The organism is Pseudomonas sp. NFACC56-3 (assembly GCF_900100025.1).
GTDB lineage: Bacteria > Pseudomonadota > Gammaproteobacteria > Pseudomonadales > Pseudomonadaceae > Aquipseudomonas > Aquipseudomonas fluorescens_AA.
The window spans coordinates 239977-265092 of record NZ_FMTK01000006.1 but is presented as its reverse complement, the minus strand read 5'-3'; the positions used below and the strand labels follow the sequence as shown (position 1 = coordinate 265092).

Annotated in this window: 19 protein-coding genes; 5 read left to right on the top strand and 14 right to left on the bottom strand. The window is 63.0% G+C overall.

Going from position 1 to position 25116, the window contains the following annotated elements; genetic code table 11:
* Positions 1–9: 9 nt before the first annotated feature.
* On the bottom strand, positions 10–3126 hold the full coding sequence (locus BLO80_RS11955) for a multidrug efflux RND transporter permease subunit (protein ID WP_092331874.1): 3117 nt from the start codon (positions 3124–3126) through the stop codon (positions 10–12).
* Positions 3123–4280, bottom strand: a complete 1158-nt coding sequence (locus tag BLO80_RS11950; protein WP_092331875.1) for an efflux RND transporter periplasmic adaptor subunit — start codon at positions 4278–4280, stop codon at positions 3123–3125. Before BLO80_RS11950 ends, BLO80_RS11955 begins: the two co-directional genes overlap by 4 nt.
* A 235-nt stretch (positions 4281–4515) precedes the next feature.
* Between BLO80_RS11950 and BLO80_RS11945 the strand changes: the two genes are divergently transcribed.
* Complete coding sequence (locus BLO80_RS11945) at positions 4516–4773, top strand: hypothetical protein (RefSeq protein WP_092331878.1); 258 nt, start codon at positions 4516–4518, stop codon at positions 4771–4773.
* Positions 4774–4800: 27 nt separating this feature from the next.
* Here BLO80_RS11945 and BLO80_RS11940 read toward each other — a convergent pair whose 3' ends face one another.
* A complete protein-coding gene (locus BLO80_RS11940; RefSeq protein ID WP_092331881.1) occupies positions 4801–5769 on the bottom strand; it encodes a LysR family transcriptional regulator in 969 nt (322 codons plus the stop codon).
* Positions 5770–6092: 323 nt separating this feature from the next.
* On the opposite strand from BLO80_RS11940, the gene BLO80_RS11935 reads away from it, so the two are divergent.
* Genes BLO80_RS11935 through BLO80_RS11920 form a run of 4 tightly spaced genes read left to right on the top strand, consistent with a single transcriptional unit; the run spans position 6093 to position 10844 of the window.
* Positions 6093–7568, top strand: coding sequence for an efflux transporter outer membrane subunit (locus BLO80_RS11935; protein ID WP_092331883.1), 1476 nt, complete (start codon positions 6093–6095; stop codon positions 7566–7568).
* 7 nt (positions 7569–7575) lie between these two features.
* Entirely contained in the window at positions 7576–9780 is a 2205-nt protein-coding gene (locus tag BLO80_RS11930) for an FUSC family protein (RefSeq protein ID WP_092331988.1), read from the top strand.
* The gene (locus tag BLO80_RS11925) at positions 9770–9970 is read left to right on the top strand and encodes a DUF1656 domain-containing protein (protein ID WP_003205331.1); all 201 of its coding nucleotides are present in this window, start codon (positions 9770–9772) and stop codon (positions 9968–9970) included. The genes BLO80_RS11930 and BLO80_RS11925 overlap by 11 nt, the downstream gene beginning before the upstream one ends.
* A gap of 10 nt (positions 9971–9980) precedes the next feature.
* A complete protein-coding gene (locus tag BLO80_RS11920; protein ID WP_092331885.1) occupies positions 9981–10844 on the top strand; it encodes an efflux RND transporter periplasmic adaptor subunit in 864 nt (287 codons plus the stop codon).
* Positions 10845–11068: 224 nt separating this feature from the next.
* Here the strand turns inward: BLO80_RS11920 and BLO80_RS11915 are convergent, their stop codons facing one another.
* From BLO80_RS11915 to algK, 11 genes are all read right to left on the bottom strand, one after another.
* Positions 11069–11893, bottom strand: a complete 825-nt coding sequence (locus tag BLO80_RS11915) for an SDR family oxidoreductase (protein WP_092331887.1) — start codon at positions 11891–11893, stop codon at positions 11069–11071.
* A gap of 37 nt (positions 11894–11930) precedes the next feature.
* Complete coding sequence (locus tag BLO80_RS11910; protein WP_092204125.1) at positions 11931–12395, bottom strand: multidrug transporter; 465 nt, start codon at positions 12393–12395, stop codon at positions 11931–11933.
* A gap of 161 nt (positions 12396–12556) precedes the next feature.
* Positions 12557–14008 carry a mannose-1-phosphate guanylyltransferase/mannose-6-phosphate isomerase gene (locus BLO80_RS11905; RefSeq protein ID WP_092331891.1) on the bottom strand — a complete coding sequence of 484 codons (1452 nt, stop codon included), beginning with the start codon at positions 14006–14008 and terminating at the stop codon, positions 12557–12559.
* 215 nt (positions 14009–14223) lie between these two features.
* On the bottom strand, positions 14224–14889 hold the full coding sequence (locus BLO80_RS11900; protein ID WP_092331894.1) for an alginate O-acetyltransferase AlgF: 666 nt from the start codon (positions 14887–14889) through the stop codon (positions 14224–14226).
* Between the two features lie 14 nt (positions 14890–14903).
* Positions 14904–16079, bottom strand: coding sequence for an alginate O-acetyltransferase (locus BLO80_RS11895; protein WP_092204122.1), 1176 nt, complete (start codon positions 16077–16079; stop codon positions 14904–14906).
* An 11-nt stretch (positions 16080–16090) separates the two neighbouring features.
* Positions 16091–17656 (bottom strand): MBOAT family O-acyltransferase, encoded by a 1566-nt coding sequence (locus BLO80_RS11890; protein WP_092204121.1) that lies wholly within the window; start codon positions 17654–17656, stop codon positions 16091–16093.
* Between the two features lie 221 nt (positions 17657–17877).
* On the bottom strand, positions 17878–19014 hold the full coding sequence (locus BLO80_RS11885) for a mannuronate-specific alginate lyase (protein WP_092331896.1): 1137 nt from the start codon (positions 19012–19014) through the stop codon (positions 17878–17880).
* Between the two features lie 11 nt (positions 19015–19025).
* On the bottom strand, positions 19026–20474 hold the full coding sequence (locus BLO80_RS11880) for an alginate O-acetyltransferase (RefSeq protein ID WP_092331899.1): 1449 nt from the start codon (positions 20472–20474) through the stop codon (positions 19026–19028).
* Positions 20475–20485: 11 nt separating this feature from the next.
* Entirely contained in the window at positions 20486–22075 is a 1590-nt protein-coding gene (algG, locus tag BLO80_RS11875; RefSeq protein WP_092331901.1) for a mannuronan 5-epimerase AlgG, read from the bottom strand.
* Positions 22076–22101: 26 nt separating this feature from the next.
* The gene (locus tag BLO80_RS11870; protein ID WP_092331991.1) at positions 22102–23592 is read right to left on the bottom strand and encodes an alginate export family protein; all 1491 of its coding nucleotides are present in this window, start codon (positions 23590–23592) and stop codon (positions 22102–22104) included.
* Between the two features lie 5 nt (positions 23593–23597).
* Positions 23598–25109, bottom strand: coding sequence for an alginate biosynthesis TPR repeat lipoprotein AlgK (gene algK, locus BLO80_RS11865; RefSeq protein WP_092331904.1), 1512 nt, complete (start codon positions 25107–25109; stop codon positions 23598–23600).
* Positions 25110–25116: the final 7 nt, after the last annotated feature.

Genomic DNA, 25116 nt, shown 5'->3' with positions numbered 1-25116 from the left:
GGCCCCGCCTCAGTGGTCTGTGCTCGCCAGCGCCGCCGTCGGCGCCGACCCTGGCTGTTGGGTGGGCCGATGGAACACTCGCTCGAGCCACAAGTATATGACCGGTGTCGTGAACAGCGTCAGCGCCTGGCTCACCAACAGGCCGCCCACCACCGCGATGCCCAGGGGCTGGCGCAGTTCCGCGCCGGGGCCATAGCCGAGCATCAGCGGCAGGGCACCGAGCAGGGCCGCCAGGGTGGTCATCATGATCGGGCGGAAGCGGGTCAGGCACGCCTGGAAAATCGCTTCCTGGGGCGCCAGCCCTTTGTTGCGCTGGGCGTCGAGGGCGAAGTCGATCATCAGGATGCCGTTCTTCTTGACGATCCCGATCAGCAGCACCAGCCCGATCAGCGCCATGATCGAAAAGTCCTGGCCCAGCAGCCAGAGCATGATCAGCGCGCCGAGGCCGGCCGAGGGCAGGGTGGAGATGATCGTCAACGGGTGCACGAAACTCTCGTAGAGCACGCCGAGAATGATGTACACGGCCACCAGCGCGGCGAGGATCAGCCACGGCTGGCTCGCCAGCGAGCTTTGGAAGGCCTGAGCCGCGCCCTGGAAACTACCGGTGATGGCGGCCGGCATGCCGATTTCGTTCTTCGCCTGGTCGAGCAGGCGCACCGCGTCTCCCAGGGCCACGCCAGGCGCCAGGTTGAACGACAGGTTGGCGGCCGGGAACATGCCGTCGTGGGCAATCGACAGCGGGCCGTTGCTCGGCGCATCGAAGCGGGCCAGGGCCGAGAGCGGCACCATTTCCCCACTCAGGGGCGAACGCAGGTAGAAATACGCCAGGCTTTCGGCCTTGCCCCGCTGCGCGGTATCGAGCTCCAGGATCACGTTGTACTGGTTGGTCTCGGTCTGGAATTCATTGATCTGCCGCTGGCCGAAGGCGTCGTACAGGGCCTGGTCGACATCGGTGGCGGTGAGGCCGAAGCGCGCCGCCGCGTTGCGGTCGATGTTGATGTGGGTGATGCTGCCGCCCAGTTGCAGGTCGTTGGAAATGTCACGGAACGCCGGGTTGCCGCGCAGCTTTTCGGTGAGTTTTTGCGCCCAGGCGTTGAGGCTCGGCCCGTCGTTGCTCTTGAGCACGTATTGATACTGGGCGCGGCTGGGGCCGGAGCTGAGGTTGATGTCCTGCCCGGCCCTGAGGTACAGCACCACGCCGGGGATTTTCAGCAGTTGCGGGCGGATCCGGTCGATGAAGCCGCTGGCCGACACGTCACGCTCGCCCCGGGGTTTGAGGGCGATCCAGAAACGGCCGTTGGCGATGGTCTGGTTGTTGCCCGAGACGCCGACGGAGTGGGAGAAGGTCTGCACCGCCGGGTCGGCGGCGACGATGTCGGCCAGGGCCTTGTGCTTGGCCACCATGTCCGGGAACGACACATCGGCGGCGGCTTCGCTGGTGCCCAGCACCAGGCCGGTGTCCTGCACCGGGAAGAAGCCCTTGGGAATGAACACATAGCCCACCACCGCCAGTGCCAGGGTCAGGCCGAACACGCCGATCATCAGCTTCTGATGGGCCAGGGTCTTGCGCAGGCCCCGCTCATACCCGCCCAGCAGACGTTCGCCGAACCCCGCCTTGCTATGGGCGTGATGCACCGGGGCGCGCATGAACAACGCAGCCAGGGTCGGCGCCAACGTGAGGGACACCACCACCGAGATCAGGATGGTCGAGGTGGCGGTCAGGGCAAACTCCTTGAACAGGCGCCCGACCACGCCGCCCATGAACAGCAGCGGAATGAACGCGGCGATCAGCGAGAAACTGATGGAGACCACGGTAAAGCCGATTTCGCCGGCCCCCTTCATCGCCGCCTCGCGCATGCCGTCGCCGGCCTCCAGGTGCCGGTGGATGTTCTCCACCACCACAATCGCATCGTCCACCACGAACCCTACCGAGATGACGATCGCCACCAGGGTCAGGTTGTTCAGGCTGAAACCCATCACGTACATCAGGGCGAAACTGGCGGTCAGCGACACCCCCAGCACCGCCGATACGATCAGGGTCGCCGAGAGCTGGCGCAGGAACAACGCCATCACCGCCACCACCAGCAGCACCGCGATCAGCAAGGTGATTTCCACTTCGTGCAGCGAGGCGCGGATGGTCTGGGTGCGGTCGATCAGCACCTTGACCTGCACCGCGGCGGGCAACATGGCTTGCAGGGTGGGCAGGGCCGCCTGGATGCGGTCGACGGTCTCGACGATATTGGCCCCCGGTTGCCGGAAGATCACCAGGTTGACCCCGGGCTCGTTGTCGGCCCAGGCCTGGACGTAGGCGTTTTCCGAGCCGTTGACCACCTTGGCGATGTCCTTGAGGTGGACCGGTGCCCCGTCCCGGTAGGACACGATCAGCTCTCCGTACTCCGCAGGCTTGAACAACTGGTCGTTGGTGGACAGGGTGGAAATGCTCGACTCGCCGTACAAGGCGCCCTTGGCCAGGTTGAGGCTGGCCTGTTGGAGCGCCAGGCGAATGTCCGCCAGGGTCAGGCCGATGGCGGCGAGCCGGTCGGCCGAGGCCTGGACCCGGATCGCCGGACGCTGCTGGCCGGTGATGTAGATTTGCCCTACGCCATCGATCTGGCTGATCTGACGGGAGAGCAGGGTTTCGACGTAGTCGCTCAGTTCGGTGCCGGGCATCAGCGTGGAACTGATGCTGAGGATCAGCACCGGGCTGTCGGCGGGGTTGACCTTGCGCCAGGTCGGCAGGTTCGGCATGTCGTTGGGCAGCTTGCCGGCGGCGGTGTTGATCGCCGCCTGCACTTCCTGGGCGGCGGTGTCGATGCTTTTATCGAGGCTGAATTGCAGGATCAGGTTGGTCGAGCCCAGGGCGCTGCTGGAGGTCATCTGGGTAATGCCGGGAATGGCACTGAATTGCACTTCCAGCGGCGTCGCCACCGACGACGCCATGGTTTCGGGGCTGGCCCCGGGTAACTGGGCGTTGACCTGGATGGTCGGGAATTCCGCCTCCGGCAAGGGCGCGACGGGCAGGCGAGGAAACGCGATCACCCCCAGCAGCACCAGGGCGAACGTCAGCAGTACCGTGGCGATAGGGTGGTCGATGCACCACGCCGAAACCGAGCCGCGACCCTTCATGGTTGCGGCTCCGCGGTCTTGGCCAGGGCGGGCGGATCGCTGAGCACCTGGATGTGGCTGCCCGGCTTGAGCCGTGACTGGCCGTCGCTCACCAGTTGGTCGCCGGCGTTCACCCCCTTGATGATGTGCAGGTCGCTGTCCTGGTAAACCATTTCCACCGGCACGCTCTCGACCTTGTCGCCCTTTATGCGGTACACGAAGTGTTGCTCCAGGCCGCGCTGGACCACGGTGGGCGGTACCACCAAGGCGTCCTTGTCGATGGCGGTCTGGATTTTCAGTGTCACCAGTTGCCCCGGCCACAGCCGTTGCGCGGCGTTGTTGAATTCAGCCTTGGCCCGCAGGGTGCCGGTGTTGGCGTTGATCTGGTTGTCGATGAGGCTCAGTCGCCCCTCGCCGAGCAGCTCCCCGGTGGCGCCATCGGCGCCGATATAGGCCTTGACCAAGGCTTGCTCGGGGGCGGCGATCAACCGTTGCAAGGTGGGCAGCATTTGCTGGGGCAGGGAGAACTCCACGGCGATGGGGTCGATCTGGGTCACCGTGAACAGGCCTGCGGCGTCGCTGGTGCGCAGGAAGTTGCCTTCGTCCACGTTGCGAATGCCGACGCGACCGCTCACCGGGGAGCGGATCTGGGTGTAGGACAGTTGCACCTGTGCCGAGTCGATAGCCGCCTGGTTGCCCTGGGCGGTCGCCTTGAGCTGGTTGACCAGCGCCTGTTGCTGGTCGTAGGTCTGCTTCGAGACGCCGTCATCGACGCTCAGCAATTTGTAGCGCTTGAGATTGACCTGGGCCACCGCCAGTTGTGCCTGGCTTTCGCCGAGCTGGGCCCGGGCCTGGTCGAGGCTGGCGCGGATCGAGCGGTCGTCGATGGTCGCCAGCAGGTCACCCTTCTTGACCAGTTGCCCCTCCTTGACCAGCAGCCGGGTGAGGATGCCGTCGATCTGCGGGCGGATCACCGCGCTGTGCAGCGACAGCACCGTGCCGATGCCGCTGGCAAAGCGCGGTACATCCTTTTGCATCACGCTGATGGCCCGTACCGGAACGGCGGCGGGAGCGCCGGGTTTGGCGGTCACGGGCTTGAGCACAAACCAGAGGGCGAGGGCCGCCAGGGCGATCAACAGCACGACAATCAGGACAGTTTTCTTCTGGATGCGCATGGATATGAAGGGCCGGTTCGAGACGCAGGAGTTGGAGCTTTCTTATATAGCGTTGCGAGCCGGTCAGGAAGGTGACGGCTAACTGACGGGCTTGTCAGCTTTGCCCCGGCTTGCTGTCGGATGAATGCATATACTGAATGAAACTGCCAGCGCGCGGTGATATCGGGCAGGTATACTGCCGCCTTTCGCGGCTCGCCCTTCGGGCCCGACTTGCATGCATGACCCGGAGCCTTACATGACTTCCCCGACACCTTCGCCCGCGGACGATCTCCCCGGCGGCGAACAGGCCGATTTGCCCGTCAGCGATGCTTCCAGCAGCGAGGACATCAAAGCGGCGATCCCGGCTTTCAAATTCCCGTTCAAACCCGGTGAACTGGCGGCGGCCAAGGGCGCCGGGCAACAGCCGTGGTACAAGAACGGCGCGAAGAATGGCCATACCAAGACCCCGGGCGCGGCGCCTCCCGGCACGCGGCGTTCCATGGGCAAGCGCTGAATTGCGCCTTCAGGCACGGGGACGACTTCAGCTCGTGACCCGTGCGCCTGTCAGGCTGCCACTCAATTCGTAAGCCGTCAGTTCAGCCTGGTGCGCCGCGAGGATTTCCGGCAGCGAGCCGCGCAGGTACTCGACCCAGGTCTTGATCTTCGCATCCAGGTATTGGCGCGACGGGTAGATGGCATAGAGGTTCAGTTCCTGGGAGCGGTAGTTGGGCATGACCCGCACCAGCGTGCCGTTGCGCAAGCCTTCGATGGCCGCGTACACCGGCAATACCCCTACGCCCATACCGCTGGTGATCGCGGTTTTCATCGCATCGGCGGAGTTCACCAGGAACGGTGAACTGTTGATGGTGACCATCTCTTGGCCTTCCGGGCCGTCGAACACCCATTTTTCCAGCGGGATGACCGGGCTGACCAGGCGCAGGCAGGCGTGGTTGAGCAGGTCGCTGGGTTTTTGCGGGCAGCCGCTGGCTTTCACGTAGGCGGGCGAGGCGCAAACAATGCTGTAGGTGATCCCCAGGCGCTGGGAGACGAAGCCCGAATCCGGCAGTTCGCTGGCGAGCACGATGGAGACGTCGTAGCCCTCGTCGAGGATGTCTGGCACCCGGTTGGCCAGGGTCAGGTCGAAGGTCACGTCCGGATGCGTCTTGCGGTAGCGGGCGATGGCGTCGATCACGAAATGCTGGCCGATGCCGGTCATGGTGTGGACCTTCAACTGTCCGGCCGGTCGCGCGTGGGCGTCGCTGGCTTCGGCTTCCGCTTCTTCGACGTAAGCCAGGATCTGTTCGCAACGCAGCAAGTAGCGTTTACCCGCCTCGGTCAGGGCAATGCGCCGCGTGGTGCGGTTGAGCAGGCGGGTTTGCAGATGGGCTTCCAGGTTGGAAACCGCACGCGAGACGTTGGCTGTAGTGGTATCCAATTGCACGGCGGCGGCGGTGAAACTGCCGGCTTCGGCCACACAGCTGAACGCGCGCATGTTTTGCAAGGTGTCCATGGAGGGCTCTCTTGGGAGGTGGCAAATTGTGACATGAAGTTACAGAGCTGCGGGACCCGACTAATGGATTATCGCGTTAACGGTAACAAAGATTCGCAAAAAGGTCGGCTTATCGCCGTTCGGCGGGGTGCCTAGAATTGCCGGCACTGTGGCGCTGGTCTGGCCCTGCTGTCTGGCGCAGCACCTGTGGGAGCGGGCTTGCTCGCGAAAGCGGTGAGTCAGTTGGCGGTGATGTTGCCAGGGGAACCGCCTTCGCGGGCAAGCCCGCTCCCACAGGGTGCCCCTACAGGTTCTCGACTCTCTCTCCTAGGAATCTTGCGCAAGTGCCGCGTTGCATCAGCAGAGAGCTGAAGACTCTCAGTGTTTGGGTTCTGACATTAACCATCAGCGGTTGCATCGGCACGGGGGGTATTGCGCCGCAAGGCCAGGTGTTGCCGGCCAATCAACTGGCCACCGATGCCGCGATCCGCGAGGCCGCCCGCGACGCCCACTGGCCCACCCGCCAGTGGTGGCAAGCCTATGGCGATCGGCAACTCGACCACTGGATCGACCTGGCCGTGCAAGGCAGCCCGAGCCTGGCCATGGCCGCGGCGCGAGTACGTCAGGCCAAGGCCATGGCCGGCATTGCCGAGGCCGCCGAGTCGTTGCAGATCAATGGCGAATCGACCCTCAAGCGGCATAACTGGCCCACCGATCAGTTCTACGGCCCGGGCGAGTTGGCCGACACCACGACCTGGGACAACAATGCTTCCCTGGGCTTGAGTTATGCCCTGGACCTGTGGGGCCGTGAGCGCAATGCCAGCGAACGGGCGGTTGACCTGGCCCACCTCAGCGTCGCCGAGGCACGGCAGGCGCAACTGGAATTGCAGAACAACATCGTGCGCGCCTACATCCAGTTTTCGTTGCACTACGCCCAGCGCGATATCGCCGCCGCGACCCTGCGCCAACAAGAGCAGATTCTCGACCTGGCGCAGAAGCGCCTGGACGGTGGCATCGGTACCCATTTCGAAGTCAGCCAGGCCCAGGCGCCGCTGCCCGAGACCCATCGTCAACTCGATGCCCTGGACGAGGCCATCGCCTTGAGCCGCAATCAATTGGCGGCCTTGGCGGGCCAGGGGCCGGGAGCGGGTGCGCAGTTGCAACGTCCGACCCTGGCCCTCGGCGCGCCCTTGAAGCTGCCGTCGGCCTTGCCCGCCGAACTGCTTGGCCAGCGTCCGGATGTGGTGGCCGGGCGTTGGCAAGTGGTGGCCCAGGCCCGGGGCATCGATGTGGCCCGGGCCGGCTTCTATCCCAACGTCGACCTGGTGGGGAGTCTCGGCTACATGGCCACCGGTGGCGGGGCGCTGGAGTTTTTGACCGGCAAGAAACTCACCTACAACGTCGGGCCGGCGATCACGTTGCCGATCTTCGACGGCGGGCGCCTGCGTTCGCAGTTGGGCGAGGCGGCCGCCGGGTATGACATCGCCGTGGCGCACTACAACCAGACACTGGTAAACGCGCTCAAGAGCATTTCCGATCAGTTGATCCGTCGCGAATCCATGGACAAGCAACGGGCCTTCGCCGCCGAGTCGGTGGCCGCGGCCCAGCGCACCTACGACATCGCCAAGGTGGCGTTCCAACGTGGCCTGACGGACTACCTCAACGTGCTCAACGCCCAAAGCCTGTTGTTCAAGCAGCAACAGGTGCAACAGCGGGTGGAGGCCGCCCGGTTGAGTGCCCATGCCGATCTGGTGACGGCGTTGGGCGGTGGGCTGGAGGCCGACAGCGACAGCCCTGACCTGAACCACGATGCTGAGTAGGTCTGTCGTGATGTCCTTACTTGCCCCCGCACGCTGGCTGTATCGCCTCGAATGGCGCCGTGGTTTCTTCGACTGGGCCCGCAGCGACGGGGTGACCTGGGTCTATATCTTCAAGGTCCTGTTTGCCGCGTTCCTGACCTTGTGGCTGGCGATGCGCCTGGAATTGCCACAACCGCGCACGGCCATGATCACCGTGTTCATCGTCATGCAGCCCCAGAGCGGGCAGGTGTTCGCCAAGAGTTTCTATCGCTTGCTCGGCACCTTGGCCGGCTCGGCGGTGATGGTGGCGCTGATCGCGATGTTTGCCCAGAACACCGAGCCGTTTCTCGCTTGTCTGGCGATCTGGGTCGGCCTCTGTTCGGCGGGGGCGGCGCGTTATCGCAACTTCCGCGCCTATGGTTTCGTGCTGGCCGGCTACACCGCGGCGATGATCGGCCTGCCAGCTTTGGCCCACCCCGAAGGGGCGTTCATGGCGGCGGTCTGGCGGGTACTGGAGATCTCCCTGGGGATCCTCTGCGCCACGCTGGTCAGCGCCGCGATCTTGCCGCAAACCGCCAGTGCCGCCATGCGCAATGCCTTGTACCAGCGCTTCGGGGTGTTTGCCCTGTTCGTCACCGATGGCCTGCGTGGGCGCAGCCAGCGGGAAGCCTTCGAAGCGCGCAACGTGGGTTTCATTGCCGAAGCGGTGGGCCTGGAAAGCCTGCGCAGCGTGACCGTGTTCGAAGACCCGCACATGCGTCGGCGCAACGGCCGGCTCAGTCGCTTGAACAGCGAATTCATGGGCATCACGACCCGCTTCAACGCCTTGCATCAGTTGCTCGAGCGCTTGCGCGGCAGCGCGGCGGATCATGTGGTCAACGCCATCAAGCCTGGCCTGCAAACCCTGGCTGAACTGTTGGACGGGTTCAGTGGCCGCGCCCTGACCGACGCCGATGCGGCCCGCCTGGCGGCCGCGCTGGCCGAGTACAAGGCCGATTTGCCGGCCCAAGTGCGCCGGTTGCGGGCGTTATTCCAGGAAACGGCGCCCAGTGACGGGCAGCAGCTGGATTTCCATACCGCCTACGAGTTGCTTTATCGCTTCGTCGAAGACCTGCATAGCTACGCCCTGACCCATGCCTCCCTGGCCGAACATCGCCACGAACGCGAGCGCTGGGACGAACCGTTCGTGCCCCAGACCAACTGGCTGGCCGCCACGGCATCGGGGGTTCGCGCCGCGTTCATCCTGCTGGTGCTGGGCAGCTACTGGGTCGCCACGGCCTGGCCGAGCGGCGCGACCATGACGATGATCGCCGCCGCCACCGTAGGCTTGTCGGCCGCGACGCCGAACCCCAAGCGCATGGCCTTCCAGATGGCTTGCGGTACGTTGTTCGGGGCGCTGATCGGTTTCGTCGAGATGTTCTTCATCTTCCCGTTGATCGACGGTTTCCCGCTGCTGTGCGTGATGCTCGCGCCGGTGATCATGCTGGGTTCATTCCTCAGTTCGCGACCCCGCTACGCCGGGGTCGGGTTGGGGCTGCTGATCTTTTTCTGCACCGGCTCGGTGCCGGACAACTTGACGCTCTACAACCCATACGCCTTTATCAACGACTACATCGCGATGATCCTCGGCATGCTGGTGTGCGCCGCGGCCGGGGCGATCATCTTGCCGCCCAATAGCCGCTGGCTGTGGCGCCGGCTGGAGCAGGACCTGCGCGAGCAGGTGGTGTTTGCCATCAGTGGCCGGCTCAAGGGGCTGGCCTCGGGGTTCGAAAGCCGTACCCGTGACTTGCTGCATCAGGCCTACGGGCTGGCGGCCGGGCAGCCGCAGGTGCAGCGGGACTTGCTGCGCTGGATGTTCGTGGTGCTGGAAGTCGGTCACGCGATTATTGAGTTGCGCAAGGAGCAGGCCATCTTGCCGGTGCACCCGGCATATGCCGAAAGCCAGCCATGGCGCCAGGCGATTCGGGTGATGGGGCGGGCGCTGGTGCGGCTGTTCCGCCAGCCGGGCCAGAGCAATCTGGAGCGTGCGTTGGTGGCGGTGGATCATGCCATCGGCCGTGTGCAGGCCACCGACGAACCCTTCGCCCCGCATTTCGACACCTCGGCCCTGCGCCGGGTGAAGAGCTACCTGCATTTCATCCGCACTTCGCTGCTGGACCCGCAATCGCCATTGGCCGGCTATGCCATGGCGCATGCCACATCGCTTCCCCAGGAACCTGAACATGCCCCGTGAGATCGCCTTCCATGGCGTGTACATGCCCACCATGACCCTGATGTTTTTCATCGCCGCCGGCCTGGCCTGGGCCTTGGACCGCTTCCTGTCAGGGTTGGACCTGTACCGTTTCTTCTGGCACCCGGCGTTGTTGCGCCTGAGTCTGTTTACCTGTCTGTTCGGCGCGCTGGCGCTGACGGTCTACCGTTGAGATCGATGCGATGAAAAAGTTTTTCAGCCTGCTGGCGACGCTGTTGGTACTGGCCCTGGCGTTGTGGATCGGCCGTACGCTGTGGGTCCATTACATGAACACGCCCTGGACCCGCGATGGCCGGGTGCGGGCCGACATCATCAATGTGGCCGCCGATGTCAGCGGCGAGGTGGTCGAGGTGTCGGTGCGCGACAACCAGTTGGTGAAAAAGGGCGACTTGTTGATGCGCATCGACCCCGAGCACTACCGCATCGCCGTGAAGCAGGCGCGCTCCCTGGTGGCCTCGCGCAAGGCCACCTGGGAGATGCGCAAGGTCAACGCCCATCGACGGGCCGATTTGGACAGCCTGGTGATCTCCCGGGAAAACCGCGACGACGCCAGCAACATCGCCGACTCGGCCCTGGCCGACTACCAGCAGGCCCAGGCCCAATTGGAAGCCGCGGAGCTGAACCTGTCGCGCACCGACGTTCGCGCGGCGGTGGATGGCTACGTCACCAACCTCAACGTGCACCGCGGCGACTATGCGCGTATCGGCGAGGCGAAAATGGCCGTGGTGGACATGCATTCGTTCTGGGTCTACGGCTTCTTCGAAGAGACCAAGTTGCCCAAGGTGCGGGTCGGCGATTCGGCGCAGTTGCAGTTGATGAGCGGTGAGACGCTCAAGGGCCATGTGGAAAGTATTTCCCGAGGCATCTACGACCGCGACAACCCCGAAAGCCGCGAACTGATCGCCGATGTGAACCCCACCTTCAACTGGGTTCGCCTGGCCCAGCGAGTGCCGGTGCGCATCCATCTGGACGAAGTGCCGGACGGCGTGCTGCTGGCGGCGGGAATGACGTGTACGGTGGTGATCGAATCCAACGACAACCGCTGAGATCACTGGCTACTCGTGGTCAATAGTAAAATTTTTCGCACACCATAAATTCCCTGTGGGAGCGGGCTTGCTCGCGAAAGCGGTGGTTCAGCTGCACTGATATCGACTGTGCCGGCGTCTTCGCGAGCAAGCCCGCTCCCACATTGGATCTTCGCTAAAGATGCGTTTTGTATTCGCCTCCGATTCCCTCGCCACAGAAGTAATGCCTGTTACTCCTCCGGTACTTACAGCGATTTTCCCAACCCGAACCGCTTCATCAACCCCTTTTCCAGCAACCCTTTGGGCAACAAACCCGCCATCAACGGCAGCGCCCGGCTGCCGTTGCCCAGACGCAGCAAGCGGGGTGGCTTGGGTTGTTGAACCGCCTTGAGCAGCGCCGCGGCGAATTCGTGGGCGGGGGTCGGGTTGTCCTGGGAAGCCTTGGCCCGGGCGCGGATGCCATCGCGCAGGGGCCACCAGGGCGATTGTTCGCTGATCAGTTGTTCGGCTTCATGGCCGGCATTCTTGGCGAAGCTGGAGGCAATCGCGCCAGGCTGGACCTCCATCACGCGGATGCCGAACGGTGCCAGTTCCATGCGCAAGGCATCGCTCAAGGCATGCACCGCCGCCTTCGAAGCGCAATAGGCGCCAGCGAACGGCGTGACCAGCACCCCGGAAACGCTGCCGATGTTCACCACCAGCCCCCTGGCCCGGCGCAGCACCGGGAACAGCGCCCGGGTGACCCCGACGATGGCGAACACGTTGGTTTCGAACTGGCGCTGCATGGCCGGCACGCCGCCGTCCAGCAGCGGGCCCATGGCGCCGTAGCCGGCATTGTTGACCAGCACATCCAGGCCGCCACATTGCTGGTTGATCCGCTCACCCAGTTGTTCCAGGGCCTGGCCATCGTTGACGTCCAGTGGCACGGCGGTGAACCCGGCCGCGGCGAGTGTCGCCACGTCTTCAGCCCTGCGCGCCGTGGTCCAGACCTGATAACCCGCGGCCTTGAAGGCGTCGGCGAGGGCGCGGCCAATGCCGCTGGAACATCCGGTAATCAACGCAACAGGCATGGCGCGGTCCTCGTGCAAAAAAATTGGGGAAGGGCAATCAGTTGGAAAAGCTACCGTGCAATCGCTCGGCGCGAAACTCCAGGGTCTGCGGGCGATAACCCGGGCGCAGGGGCGGCAGCGGCAGGCAGTCTTGCCAGTCGGCGCCGGCTTGCAATTCGCCGGGGCCACGGTAGCGCGGAGCGTCGTAGGGGCTGTCGGCCAGGTTGATGGTGTCCCCGGGCGCATAGGCGGCGACCCGCCAGCGCAGCTCGATCAGCGGCACGTCGTTGTTGTTTTTCAGGGTCAGCGACAGCGGCCGGTCGGCGGGGCATTGTTCGGGGGCATAGCGGATGCGCAGTTCCAGGCGCTCCAGTTGCCGGGTCTCGCGGTTTTCCTGCCAGAGCACCCACGCGGCGACCAGTCCCAGCCCGATGAAGGCCGCCAGGGAGACCGGCAAGGCCTTGGCCGGGTAGCGCAACAGCAGGATGAGCCAGGTGATGACCAGCAAGACGCCGATAAGCATGGTGGAAGCCTCCGTTACCGTAGGCACATCCTACCGAAGGGCGCGGGCAATGTTGAAGCAATGATGTCAGGCCATCACTCGACTCAAAAAAAAGCCCCCACCCAACCCACTGCGGATAGGGGACGCAGTGGGCTGGACGGGGGCTTCTCTTTTGCCAAGGGTTACTGGGCGATGGTTTTCACCGAGACGCCGCGTTCGATCGGCGTGGAACGACCGTAGATGTCTTCGAAACGCTCGATGTCATCTTCGCCCAGGTAGCTGCCGGACTGCACTTCGATGATTTCCAGCGGGATCTTGCCCGGGTTGCGCAGGCGGTGGACCGACGCGATCGGGATGTAGGTCGACTGGTTTTCGCAGAGCAGGAACACGTTCTCGTCGCAGGTCACTTCGGCGGTGCCGCTGACCACGATCCAGTGTTCGGCGCGGTGGTGGTGCATCTGCAGCGACAGGCACGCGCCCGGCTTGACCGAGATGTGCTTGACCTGGAAGCGACCGCCCATGTCCACCGAGTCATAGGAGCCCCACGGACGATAGACCTCGCAGTGGTTCTGGGTCTCGGTGCGGCCCTGTGCGTTGAGGGTGTTGACCATCTGCTTGACGCCTTGGACCTTGTCCTTGTGGGCGATCATCATGGCGTCCTTGGTTTCGACGACCACGATGTTTTCCAGGCCGATCACCGACACCAGCTTGCCGTTGCCGTGGATCATGCAGTTGCGGCTGTCCTGGATCACCACGTCGCCCTTGGTGACGTTGCCGTTGGTGTCTTTTTCATTGACTTCCCACAGCGACGCCCAGCAACCGACATCACTCCAGCCGGCGGCCAGGGGAACCACGCAGGCGCGTTGGGTTTTTTCCATCACGGCGTAGTCGATGGAATTGTCCGGGCAGCAGGCGAAGGTGGCTTCGTCGAGGGTCACGGTGTCTGCGGTCTGCTCACTGCGCTCCAGGGTCAGCAGGCAGGTGTCGTAGATGTCCGGGTCGTGCTTTTTCAGCTCTTCGAGGAAGCGGCTGGCGCGGAACAGGAACATGCCGCTGTTCCAGAAGTAACCGCCGGCCTCGAGGAACTCGGTGGCGCGCTTGGCGTCGGGTTTTTCGACGAAGTGCGAAACCCGGCTCACGCCTTCAGGCAGCAGCGCATCGTTGGTCGACTTGATGTAGCCATAGCCGGTTTCCGGCTTGGTTGGCGGAACGCCGAACAGCACCATCTCGCCACGCTCGGCAGCCACGGTGGCCAGGGCCAGGGCGCGTTGCAGGGCTTTCTGGTCTTCGATCACGTGGTCGGCCGGCAGCACCAGCATCAGCTCGTCGCGGCCTTCGTTGACCAGCATCATGGCCGTCAGGGCCACGGCCGGTGCGGTGTTGCGCCCGAACGGTTCCATCAGGATGCGCTGGGCTTCGAGTTTGCGGTTGGCCAACTGCTCGTTGACGATGAACCGGTGGTCTTTGTTGCAGACCACGATCGGCGTGTCCATGCCTTCGAACACCAGGCGCTCGAGGGTCTGCTGGAACAGGGTGTGTTCGCCGGTCAGGGCCAGGAACTGTTTAGGGAATTGCTTACGCGAAAGCGGCCAAAGACGTGAGCCGCTACCACCTGACAAGATCACCGGAATCATGTTTGTTACTCCTACAAATCGAAATGGTTATAGAGCTACTGCGTTCTGTCGTTTCACTCTCTTGTTGTTGTTCCGTACCCGAATGACACCCCCGATTCAGGGTGGGAGCGGGCTTGCTCGCGAAAGTGGTTCAGCCAACATCAATGTTGAATGTGAGACCGTATTCGCGAGCAAGCCCGCTCCCACAGGGGTACAACGTCAATCAGGTGAATTCATCAGCGGGTCGACACCGGGCGTTTCACCCAAACTGGCGACAGGCTGCTGCCCGAACCGGTGACGTACAGCACGGCGGCTTCGCCGCGCTCCAGGGCCACAGGCTTGAGGTCGCCGACTTTCTTGTCGCCTTCGAACAGCGCCAGGGTCACTTTCACCGGGTTGATTTCACGTTCGCCGCGGCCTTTGGCCGCCACGTTCGGTACCACTTCGGTCTTGCCATCGGCGGTCTTGAGGGTCAGCGCCTTGTCGGTGAGGTTCTGTACGCGGACCAGGGATTTCTGCTTGTTCTTGAACGGCGGTTCTTCGATCAGCTGAGGCTGGCCGCTGGCGTTGTTGACCAGGGTGTAATAGTGGTCGGGGGCCAGTTTTACCGGGACGGTCTGGCTGCCAACCTTGGCGCTGTAGTCGCCACCGGGCATGAAGCTGAAATCACTGCTGGCCAGGGGCGCCACGTCGTTGAGGTTGGTGCTGCCGACAGTGGCGCTGACTTCGGCGTTGCTGGCGTTGTAGATGCGCACGAAGCTCGAGCCTTTTGGTGCGACCGGGCCGTACAGGGCCGAGTCACCGGCAAAGGCGGACAATGAGAGGGCGCTCATGCTGGCGACGAGGGCTACGGCCTTGAAGGAGCGAGCAGCGAGACGGCGAGGAGTAGTGTTGAAAGTCATGGTGGACCTCTCTTTCAGTTTTGCGCCCGTTCGGGCGTCTCGGATGGGGTGTTGGCGGCTACGTTCTGTTGGCGAGCGCCGGCTTGCTTGAGCTCTGCGACCCACTGTGGGTCGGCGTCGCCGATTTCGTTGTTTACAGGCAGATAACGTTCAGGGAACTCCCAGATCAGCACCTGCGGCGGGCTGTTCTTGAAGGCATCGCTCTTGAGGTAGCTGAGCATTGGCAGAATCGGGCCGTGGCCGTCTTCGGCGTAGTTCACGACGTCGCTGTGCAGGGCTTGCTTGAGCGCACCGACGAAGTTCCAGTTGGGGTTGGCGCTGTAGCTGGTGCCGATCAGGGCCACGGGCACCTGGGCATCGGCGAACAGCGCGTCGTCGCCGGCCGGCTGGTCGTCGACTTCGCGGGTGTTGCGCTTGACCAGCGGCTCCTGGGCTGGCATCAGGTTTTCGAACAGCGGGTCCAGCGGCAGGAACTGGCGCAGGTCACCCTTGTGGGTGATTTTTTCTGCAGGCTCGGTGACGAAGCGCTGCGGCTCGCCGTTGAGCGGCGCGCGTTCGGCAATGGCCTTGGCCAGGTTCTCGGCAGCGACCTGGGCGCCTTCCGGCGTCCAGTGGGTGTCGGTGCGCAGGAACACTTGCTGGCCGCTTTGCTTGGCCTGTTGCAGCGGGCCGAGCAGGTCAGGGGCGAGGATATTGTCGGCCGCGACACGAGCATGGAAATCCTGGTAGAGGTTGGTGTGAATGCTCGATGGCTTCACTTCGCCCAGGTGCTCGGGGTACAGCCGCGCCTTGGCCGGCACGATCGCCATGACCAGGGTGATGCCTTGTTCCTTGAGCTTCTGGCGCACGCCTTCGACCAGCGCGTAGTTGCCTTGCAGGTTCAGCTCTTCATTGACGATCGGGTTGAACTCTTCGTCGCTGTACAGCCACTGGTCGCGGCCCAGGACCACGCCTTTGCGGCCTTCGTTGAACAGCTTGTAGTCCAGTGCGGCCCAGATGTTGGTGCCCAGGCGCTTGATCGGGAACTGGTCGTCGTAGTGCGTTTCCACGGCCTTGGCCCAGCGACCGTTGAGCACGGTCGCGTCGGGGTTGGTGCTGAAGCCGAAGAAACTGCGCATCGACCACAGGCCCAGTGCTGTCAGGATCAGCAGGAACAGTGCGATGTAAAAGATGCGTAATGAGCGGGTCATGTTCAGATCCCTCAGAACTGGAAGTAAAGGAACGGCGAGAAGCTTTGCGCCGAGAGTTTGAGAATCGAAGCGATGAACAGCAGCAGCACGAGGGCGCGCATCACGTAGCGCGACCAGTCCACGGTCCAGTAGGCCGGTTGCACCTGGGCTTCGACACCCACGGTGTAGCCGGGTTCGTGGATCGACGCCGGGTTGTCGCCCGGTACCGCCTTGATCAGCCCCGGTTGCGCGGTGGCCGGGCCGTTGGCCTCGGTGTTGACTTCAGGCTTGGTCTTGACCGGCGGACGGTTGGTGTAGAAGTCCCGCAGGCCGAAGAAGGCGAGGGTGACGTAAGCCACCACCAGCGTGGCGATCTGCAGGCCGGTGAGGTTGGCGCGGGTCAGTTCCGACAGCGACCAGTCGCCGAAGCTGAACATGGCGCCGTACATGCGACCGGCCACGTGCAGGTTCTCGGCCCGGAAGATCACCCAGCCCATCACCACCAGCAGGAAGGTCAGCGCCCAGCGGATCGGGTTGATGCTGCGTGGCGTGGTGTTGATGCCCACCGCTTTCTCGATGGCCAGCCACATGCCGTGCCAGGCACCCCAGATCACGTAGGTGATGTTCGCGCCGTGCCACAGACCACCGAGCAGCATGGTCAGGAACAGGTTGCGATAGGTCATCAGCGTGCCTTTGCGGTTACCGCCCAGGGTGATGTAGAGGTAGTCACGCAGCCAGGTCGACAGGCTGATGTGCCAGCGGCGCCAGAACTCGGTGATCGACTGGCTGATGTAGGGCTGCTTGAAGTTTTCCATGAAACGGAAACCCATCATCAGGCCCAGGCCGATGGCCATGTCGCTGTAGCCGGAGAAGTCGAAGTACAGCTGCGCGGTGTAGGCCAGGGCGCCGAGCCAGGCATCGCCCGTGGTCGGGTTCTGCAAGGCGAAGCAATGGTCGGCCACCACCGCCAGGGTGTCGGCGATGAACACTTTCTTGATGAAGCCCTGCATGAAGCGGGTGCAGCCTTCGGAGAACTTGTCCAGCGTGTGGGTGCGGTTGTTGAACTGGTCGGCCAGGTCGCGGAAACGCAACACGGGCCCGGCGATCAGGTGCGGGAAAATCGCCACGAACGCTGCGAAGTCGATCAGGTTGCGAGTCGCCGGCGTGTCACCGCGATAGACGTCGATGATGTAGCTGATGGACTCGAAGATGTAGAACGAGATCCCGATCGGCAACAACACGTGGGTCAGGATGAACGGGTTGAGACCGAAGCCGGTGATGATGGCGTTGAGGCTGTCCACGCCGAAGTTGGCGTACTTGAAATAGCCCAGGATGGCCAAGTCCACGCCCACGCCGAGCAACAGCCAGCGCTGGGCCGGTTTGGTGCGCACACCGGCGGCGCCGACTTTCAGGCCGATCCAGTAGTTCCACAGGGTCACGCCGGCGAACAGGGCGAGAAAGTCCACCCGCCACCAGGCATAGAACACGTAGCTGGCGATCAGCAGCAGCAGGTTGCGATAGCGTTGCCCGCTCAAGTAGTACAAGCCGAGAAAGATCGGCAGGAACAGGAACAGGAACACGTTGGATGAAAATACCATCCCGATCTCTCCATGTTGAATCAACAGTCAAGGGCCAGAGCCCCCCCAAACCCCCCCATGAAAACCGGGGGGTTGATTACATTCGAAACAAACCACATTCCCTGTGGGAGCGAGCTTGCTCGCGATTGCGATCTGACATTCACTTTGGTGGCGACTGACACACCGTCATCGCGAGCAAGCTCGCTCCCACAGGTTTTCCCCGCCAGGCGGGGAGGGTGGGCTCAGCTTCCTTTCTCACCCTTATCCCGCGAAGGGTCGTACACCTTGGTCAAGTCCCCGCCGAGGCGGAAGGTCTTGAACGGTTGCATTTCATGCTTGCGCTCCAGCACATCCTCGGAGCAGGTGTAGAGGCTGCAGAACGGTTCGAGCCAGGCGAATTTCGAATCGACCTTCAGGTCTTTCATGTCCTGTTCGTCGCCGTTCTTCTTCTCGAAGATGTCCGGGTCCTTGACCCCGGCCAGCACCCGGTCACCCAGTCGCTTGAGGGCGCCGTTGTTTTCCTGGCGCAGGTCCACACCGTTGACCTGGGCGAAGCTGGCGATCATCGCCAACGGCGGCAGGGCATAGTTGTGGTAGGACAGGGCCCGTTGCTTGCGCTTGAGTTCGTTGGGCAGGAAACCGTCGGCATCGACCTGGTTGACGCCGACCTTGTATTCCTTGACAGCCCAGTCGAACAGGTCGCGGCGGTTGGTTGCCACGGAGGTGGCCATCACCGACCAGGCGGCCCAGTAGGAATGGTTGTTGGTCTTGTCCAACGGCAGGTTGTCCCAGTCGCTGACCACCTGATCGGCCATCCGGCTGAACCAGCCTTCGATCAGTTGCGCCTGCTCCTGGTGGTTGGCCAGTGGGCGCGACTCGGAGAACTTCAGGCGCACATAGGCCGAAGCCATGCTGCCCAGCGCCCATTTGCGCATGGACTTGCCGGTGTGGTTGAAGTCCTTGGACATCAGCGCATCGGCCTGGGCCCAGGCGGTCAGCCAGTTCAGCGTGCATTCCAGCTGCTCGGGGCGGCCGTCACGCATGAACTGCATGACTTGCTTGCTGACGCCACGCTCGATCTTGGTGATGTCGGCGGTGCTGTCGCGGAAGGCTTTTTCCGACTGCACGTTCAATGTTGCGCGGGCCTTGTCGGAGCCCTCGTATTTGCTGCGAAATTGCAGGGAGCCGGTGTAGGGCGTCGGCGTGGCGTCGCAACCCTGGGCGGCATCGCCGACCTTGACCTTCTCGATCGGTGCGAAGTAACCCTGTGGCGGGCGTAGCGGGGCCGCGGCCTGGGTCGCCCCGGCGAACATCGCCAGGGTCAGCAGGGACGGTGCCAGCAGTGTTTTCAACGTTCGGGTGCGCGTGGTACTGGTCATGAGACGAGACCTCATTGTCCGATTTGAGCCGTTTGTTCGGCTTGCGGAGATGCGTTGCGTTTACAGATTTTCGCCTCGACTTGCTGTGGTGCCGCGCCGGCTTCGGGACCCTGGACTTCGACAGCCAGCAGGTTCTGCGAAGCCCAGTCCGCGTCGGTGCGCAATTGGAAGGCGAAACGTCCGTCGGTGTCGGAGGTATCCGGTTTTTCGATCTTGATATCCTCGTGGCGCCCATTCATGTACCAGAGGGTGGCTTGCAAGGTTTTCACCGAGGTATCGGCGAAGCGGATGTCGACCTGGTGACTGCTGTTACGCAGATCCATGTTCTTGCTATTGACCATCAATTCGTTCTTGCCCGGCTTGAGCGCGGTCTTGCTGCTCATGAGTGCCGGCTTGCCTTCGCAACCGTTGTTGTCCAGCAGGGCAAACATCTGGCGGTAGATGGTTTCCTGGTCCAGGCGATACAGCGGCGAGAATTCCCAGATCAGGATTTTCGGCGGGCTTTTCTGGAATTCTTCGCTGCCCAGGTACTGGATCATCGCGCCTTCGAAACCACCGCCGGGGAACGCGACGTTGAGGATGTCGGCGCCGATGGCTTCTTCCAGGAAGCCGGCGAAGTTGTAGTTCTTGCCACTATGGCTGGTGCCCACGAGGGTGATCTGCGGGTTGCCGGAATCACTGAACAGGTCGCCGTCGCCGGCCTCGCCCTTGGGCTCGGTGGTGAACTGGTCCATGTACTGGATTGCATAGCTGGTGCCGCACAGTTGCCCGGCCATGTTGTGCAGGGTGCCGGTCTTGCCCATGCGGCCGGATTTCTTGGTCTCGAACTCACGCTTGGGAATGTCGGCGAAGGCCGGAATCTGCTTGATCTTCTCGGCGACGATCTTGGCTGTGCGCTGGGCGCCATACGGCGTCCAGTGCTGGTCGCCACGGAAATAGAAATCGTGGGCCGGCAGCGTCTCGGGCAGGTTTTCGTTGGTCAGCGGCGATAGGTCTGGCACCACATAACCCATCTGGGCGAAGCGGCCGAGCATGGATTTGTAGTTGGTCAGGGCTTTCTCGTAGTCGAAGGCGGCCTTTTCCTGTGGGTTGAGCTTGTTGCGGTTCACCAGGCCCCGGGTCGGCTGGTAGACGATCACCAGCTCGATGCCTTTTTTCTTGAACGCATCGTGCAACTGCTGCATGCGCTGGTAGCCGGCCGGCGTGGTGTTGAATTCGGTGCGCAGGTCTTCCTGGGTACGGAACAGCCAGTCGCCCTGAGCCTGCACCAGCGTGGTGAAGTTCTGCTGGTAGCGCGTGGTGTAGTTCTTCGGATCGTGAGCCGCGGGGCACAGGTTGCAGCACGGTTCGGCCGTAAAGGTCGGCGCCTTGATGTCGTCGGCGCGCGCGCCGCTTGCAGCGGCCAGGATGCCGGCAGTCAGGGCGGACAGGCCCAGGAGTTTGATCATCTGTGGGTTCATAAAGGTCATCCTCAGTCCCGCAATTCGGTCTGGCGTTCGACAGGGTCGATCAGCACGGCTTTCTGCTGGCGCACCAGCAGGTCGAGAATTTCATCCTGGCGTTCGCCCAGAACTCCCGTGAAAGTGATGCCGCTGGATTTGGTCGGCGCGAGCATGGACACGCGGTACAGCTCGACGCTCAGCGGCGAGTCGATGGTCAGCGGGCCGCTGCCGTTGCCAGCCAGTTCGCCACCCACCACGATCAGCGAGACCTCGGCGTCGAACGGGTCGAGCTTGATGTCCCGGTCGGTGTTGGACAGGTCCTTGATGTGGCCGTAGATACCGGTCAGGCCGTTGGCCATGGCGACGTTTTCGTAGAGGCGGATGTTCACGCTGTTACGAATACGGATGCCGTGGCGGCGGTTGCTGATCACCTTGTTGTCCCACAGCAGGTTGTCACCACTCTCGTAGAGCGTGATGCCGTCGGTGTGGTTCTTGTAGATCTCGTTGTAGGCGATGATGTTGTTCACGCTGTTACGGTCGATCACCAGGCCCGAGAGTTTGTTGTCGTAGCTGCGGTTGTTGAAAATGAAGCTGTCGTTGACCTCACGGGAAATAATGATCCCGTGCTTCTTCTTGGTCCCGTAGACGGTGTTGTCGGCAATGATCAGCCGATGGGAACGGTCGTGGGGGTCGATGCCGTAGACGATGTTGTCTTTGTAGGTGTTGCCCTTGACCACGAAGTCGCGGGTCTCATAGCAGTAGAAGCCGTACCACATGTCCGAGAACTCGGAACCGATGATCCAGCCAGTCGGTTCCGGGCGCTTGAGGACCTTGGCCATGTTCGGCGTGTACTGGGAAATACTCACCCCGTACGACTTACTGTTGGCGTAGCCGAAACTGGCCATCTTGGTGTTGACGATGTAGGTCTCGGTGCCACCCCAGGCCAGCAGGAATGGACGGAACTCCTTGGGCGAGCGGAACGTGGCAGGGCCGTTGTCCTTTTCGCGCCAGCCGGTGACCTTGGTGTCGCGGATGAACATCTGGCCATCGTTGACCAGGAATGAGCCGCCCTCTTGGGACAGGCGCAGTTCCTGGGTCTGTTTGTCGATCTCCAGGATGCCTTTCTGGCCGACCACGATCGGAATCCTGGCCAGGTAGACACCTGGCGAGGTTTCGATGATGTACTTGGGCTGTTTCTTGGCCAGGTCCTTGAGGTTCATGTAGCCATCGTCAACGAAGATGGCCTGTGGGATACCGTGCTGACGCACGACCCACTCGGCCATCTTGTTGTCGCCGCCAATGAAGTCCTTCAAGGCGTTTTCCTGCATCATCCGGCGCACGCTGACCTTGCCGGGCTTGGTGCGCACGATCTTGGCCGCGGCCGCTTCGGCAGTGAAGCCTTTGAGGTCGGGCAGAGTCGGCTTGGCCAGTTCCAGCGGTGCGGTCGGCGCGCTGCTGACCGTGTAGGTCTTGGCCCGTTGCAGTTCCTTGACCACGTTGCCCGGCTTGACCGCCGGTTCAACGTTGGCGAACGCCGGCGAGCCAGCCAGCAGCATGGCTGCGACCAACAGGCTGATCGAACCTTTCATCGCCTGGCTGTTCCTGAGGTAGCGGTTCATATCGGGCACTCCCATGGCCATTCGCATCAGAAGCGCCAGATCACGTCGACAAAGGCGCGATGCATGTACGAATCGACCTCTTTGCCGTAGGCGTCGCCTGGCTTGAACACACCGCCACGAAAGCGCACCAGCGCCGACGGCTCATCGATGGACTGGCTCAGCGCGGCCGGCAGCAGGCCTTGCTTGAAGTACTTGGTGACCACCAGGTCGACTTCCTGGCCCAGGTCCTTGTCACCGTCACGCAGCGGCAGGGTCGAGGTGGACAGGATGGCGCCGGTCACGTCGTCGGTGTTGTTTTCCACGGCGTTGATGCCGTTGCTACCCACCGGCTTGTTGCCGTCCACGCGCCAGAACTTGTGGTACACCAGGCTGGCGTCATATTCGTCCCGCAGTTGCCAGGAACCGAACAGGCTGGCGCTCTGGGTGTTGGCCATTTCGCCGCGGAAGGCTTCGCCGAAACGGTGGACCCGCGAGCGGGTGCCGGTGAAGTTCGAGCGGTTGCTTTGCAGGCCGTTCTGTTGGTACTCATCGCTGGCGCGGGCATAGGCCGCACCGACTTGCCATTGCGGGTCGAGACGCAAGCGGATACCCAGGTCAGTGGCCCAGCCGTCCACATCATCGCTGTGCTTGGCTTCTGTCGGGCGCGTGCCGTCGGCGTTGAGCGGGTTGACGGTGTCGCGCTCGCCGCTCATGCCGGTGATGCTGGCCCAGTAGTTGACGGTGTTGGTGTTGCGCCAGTTGTAGGCATCGCTATTGGCTTCCAGGCCCAGCCAGGAGATGTCGCCGTTCTGGGTCTTGTCCAGGGTGTCGGTGGGCTCGCCCGGGGTCGGGTAGTCGAGGCTGCCGTTGTCATGGGAATGGTGGGCGCGGATACCGGCCCACTGGCCTGGCATCCACTGGTAGCCCACGTCGCCATAGACGTGCAGGCGGTCCTTGTCCTTGGGGGACAGTTCCTTGAGGTCGGTGCGGTATTCGCTGAAGCGTTCGGCCACGCCGAGGTTGGCCCGCAGCAAGGTGGTGTCGAAGGTCCAGTTCAGGGCTTCGATGTTGGTGTCGCGCCATTGGCCGTCGTCGTTGCGCAGGCGTTGGCGACCGAACTTCAACTGCTCGCCCGGGTAGGGGGTCAGGCCGCGGTAGCCGATCCAGAACTCGCGCATGGCCAGGTAGCTTTTCTTGGCTTCGCGATCGCCGCTGTCGGTTTGCTGGGTGCTGCCATCGGACTGTTGCAGGGTGTCGGTCTCGATGATGTCGGAGGACGTCACGGCCTGGGCCATGGCGTAGGCGCTCCAGGCACCGCTTTCGCTTTCACCGTAGACCCAGGGACGCAGGTCCAGGCCGACACCGTTGACGTCGCCACCGCTCTGGGTGCCGAGGTCACGGTCGTCTTCGGACTGGCCGGTGATCTTCACTTCCAGGCCGAAATTCTTGCTCTCGGTCAGTGCCGCCAGGGTCGGGCAGGACCACAGCAGAGCAAACGACAGGCCAATACCAGCCTGCACAAAAGGATTGAGCTTCAAAAGCTTCATAGAGGTTCCTCGCCGTCATCTTCTTTTAGGGCTTGCAGTTCCAGCGTATCGGGGCTCATTGCGCCGCGAATGGCCTGCTCTTGTTGTAGCAGGCGTTGCGCTTGTGCAAGTTGTTCCGGCGGTAATTGTGCTTCGAGGGTTTGGGCAAGCTCGATGGCTTGCGGGGTGTTCTGCGCCTTGGCCAACTGGCTGAATACATAAGCGTTGACCGGGTTGGGCTTGGTGCCCTTGCCCTGGGAGAACAGCTGGGCAATGGCGAAGTCGGCGCTGTTCTGGCCGTTGCGGGCGGCCTTGAGCAGGTGGTCCAGGGCTTTTTGCGAGTACACCTGGCCCAGGTAACCGCGGCGATAGATCTGGCCGAGGTAGTAATCGGCGGCCACTTCGCGGCCCACGGCTTTCTGGAAATGCGCCTCGGCGGCCTTGGCATCGGCCGGGACCCACTTGCCTTCGTAGTACAGCTTGCCCAGTAACAGCTCGGCGCGTGGCTGGTCGGCGGCGCGGCCGTTTTCCAGGTATTGCATCATCTTGTCGACGTCACCCAGTTCCGGGAAATCGTAGAGCAGTTGCGCCAGGCTGACCCACGCTGCGGGGTAGCCAGGGGCGATGCCTTCGAGCAACGACTGGGCGGTCTTTTCGTCGGTCTTGCCCAGGCTGGCATCGGCCAGGACACGGGCGACGCTGTCCACGCGCTGGGCGGATACGACGCCACGGGCGTGACCGTCCTGCATCTGCTTGAGCAATGCGGCCTGCTGTTCCGGTTGGCCGCGTTTCTGATAGACCGTGGCCAGTTCGACGTAGCAGATGTCCGTGGTCGCCAGCGCGGCCTTGCAGACCTTCTCGATTTCATCCAGGTGCTGGTCGTAGGTGCCCTGGGTGCGGTAGAGCAGAATCTGCGCCAGGCCCGCTTCCGGGTAGCCAGCGCTGCGCCATTGGCTGATCTGCTGCTGGGCGTTGACGTTCGGGAAACTGTGGGGATATTGCAGGTACAGCATCGCCAGCGGGATCAGGGTGTTACCTTCGCCGTTGGCGAAGGCTTTCTTCAACAGGCCTTCGGCTTCGTGTTTTTCCGCTTCGGTGGAACCGGGCTTGGCCACCAGCAGGCGACCCAGGCGAGCCTGGGCCCGTGGCGAGATATCGGCCGCGGCGCGGTAAGTCGCCTCGGCTTTTTTCATCTGCTCGGGGTCGCGGCTGTCCACCTGGATGTCGGCCAGGCCCACCTGGGCCTCGCTGTAGCCCAGGTCGGCCAGTTGCTGGTAGTTCTGCTGCGCCAGCGCCGTGTCGCCGCGCTTGAGCGCTTCGTTGGCCAGGCGCTGGTCGGGCAGGCCGGCACAGCCGCTGAGACTGACTGCCAGCGCCAGAGCACACAACGCATATCCTGTGTGGGAGCGAGCCTGCTCACGATGCAGGCCGCTCGCTGTACCAGACAGACCGCGTCGATCCCATCGCGAGCAAGCTCGCTCCCACAGGGAATGCGGTGCATTGTTGTTTTGTGGAGTGGTCACGGGCATATCCTCG

Coding starts and splice junctions, on each gene's coding strand:
- BLO80_RS11910 (WP_092204125.1), bottom strand. CDS start 12,395: ATGCTTATCGGCGTCTTGCTGGTCATCACCTGGCTCATCCTGCTGTTG.
- BLO80_RS11920 (WP_092331885.1), top strand. CDS start 9,981: ATGAAAAAGTTTTTCAGCCTGCTGGCGACGCTGTTGGTACTGGCCCTG.
- BLO80_RS11915 (WP_092331887.1), bottom strand. CDS start 11,893: ATGCCTGTTGCGTTGATTACCGGATGTTCCAGCGGCATTGGCCGCGCC.
- BLO80_RS11885 (WP_092331896.1), bottom strand. CDS start 19,014: ATGACCAGTACCACGCGCACCCGAACGTTGAAAACACTGCTGGCACCG.
- BLO80_RS11880 (WP_092331899.1), bottom strand. CDS start 20,474: ATGAACCCACAGATGATCAAACTCCTGGGCCTGTCCGCCCTGACTGCC.
- algG (WP_092331901.1), bottom strand. CDS start 22,075: ATGAACCGCTACCTCAGGAACAGCCAGGCGATGAAAGGTTCGATCAGC.
- BLO80_RS11940 (WP_092331881.1), bottom strand. CDS start 5,769: ATGGACACCTTGCAAAACATGCGCGCGTTCAGCTGTGTGGCCGAAGCC.
- BLO80_RS11945 (WP_092331878.1), top strand. CDS start 4,516: ATGACTTCCCCGACACCTTCGCCCGCGGACGATCTCCCCGGCGGCGAA.
- BLO80_RS11895 (WP_092204122.1), bottom strand. CDS start 16,079: ATGACCCGCTCATTACGCATCTTTTACATCGCACTGTTCCTGCTGATC.
- BLO80_RS11950 (WP_092331875.1), bottom strand. CDS start 4,280: ATGCGCATCCAGAAGAAAACTGTCCTGATTGTCGTGCTGTTGATCGCC.
- BLO80_RS11890 (WP_092204121.1), bottom strand. CDS start 17,656: ATGGTATTTTCATCCAACGTGTTCCTGTTCCTGTTCCTGCCGATCTTT.
- BLO80_RS11900 (WP_092331894.1), bottom strand. CDS start 14,889: ATGACTTTCAACACTACTCCTCGCCGTCTCGCTGCTCGCTCCTTCAAG.
- algK (WP_092331904.1), bottom strand. CDS start 25,109: ATGCCCGTGACCACTCCACAAAACAACAATGCACCGCATTCCCTGTGG.
- BLO80_RS11955 (WP_092331874.1), bottom strand. CDS start 3,126: ATGAAGGGTCGCGGCTCGGTTTCGGCGTGGTGCATCGACCACCCTATC.
- BLO80_RS11905 (WP_092331891.1), bottom strand. CDS start 14,008: ATGATTCCGGTGATCTTGTCAGGTGGTAGCGGCTCACGTCTTTGGCCG.
- BLO80_RS11925 (WP_003205331.1), top strand. CDS start 9,770: ATGCCCCGTGAGATCGCCTTCCATGGCGTGTACATGCCCACCATGACC.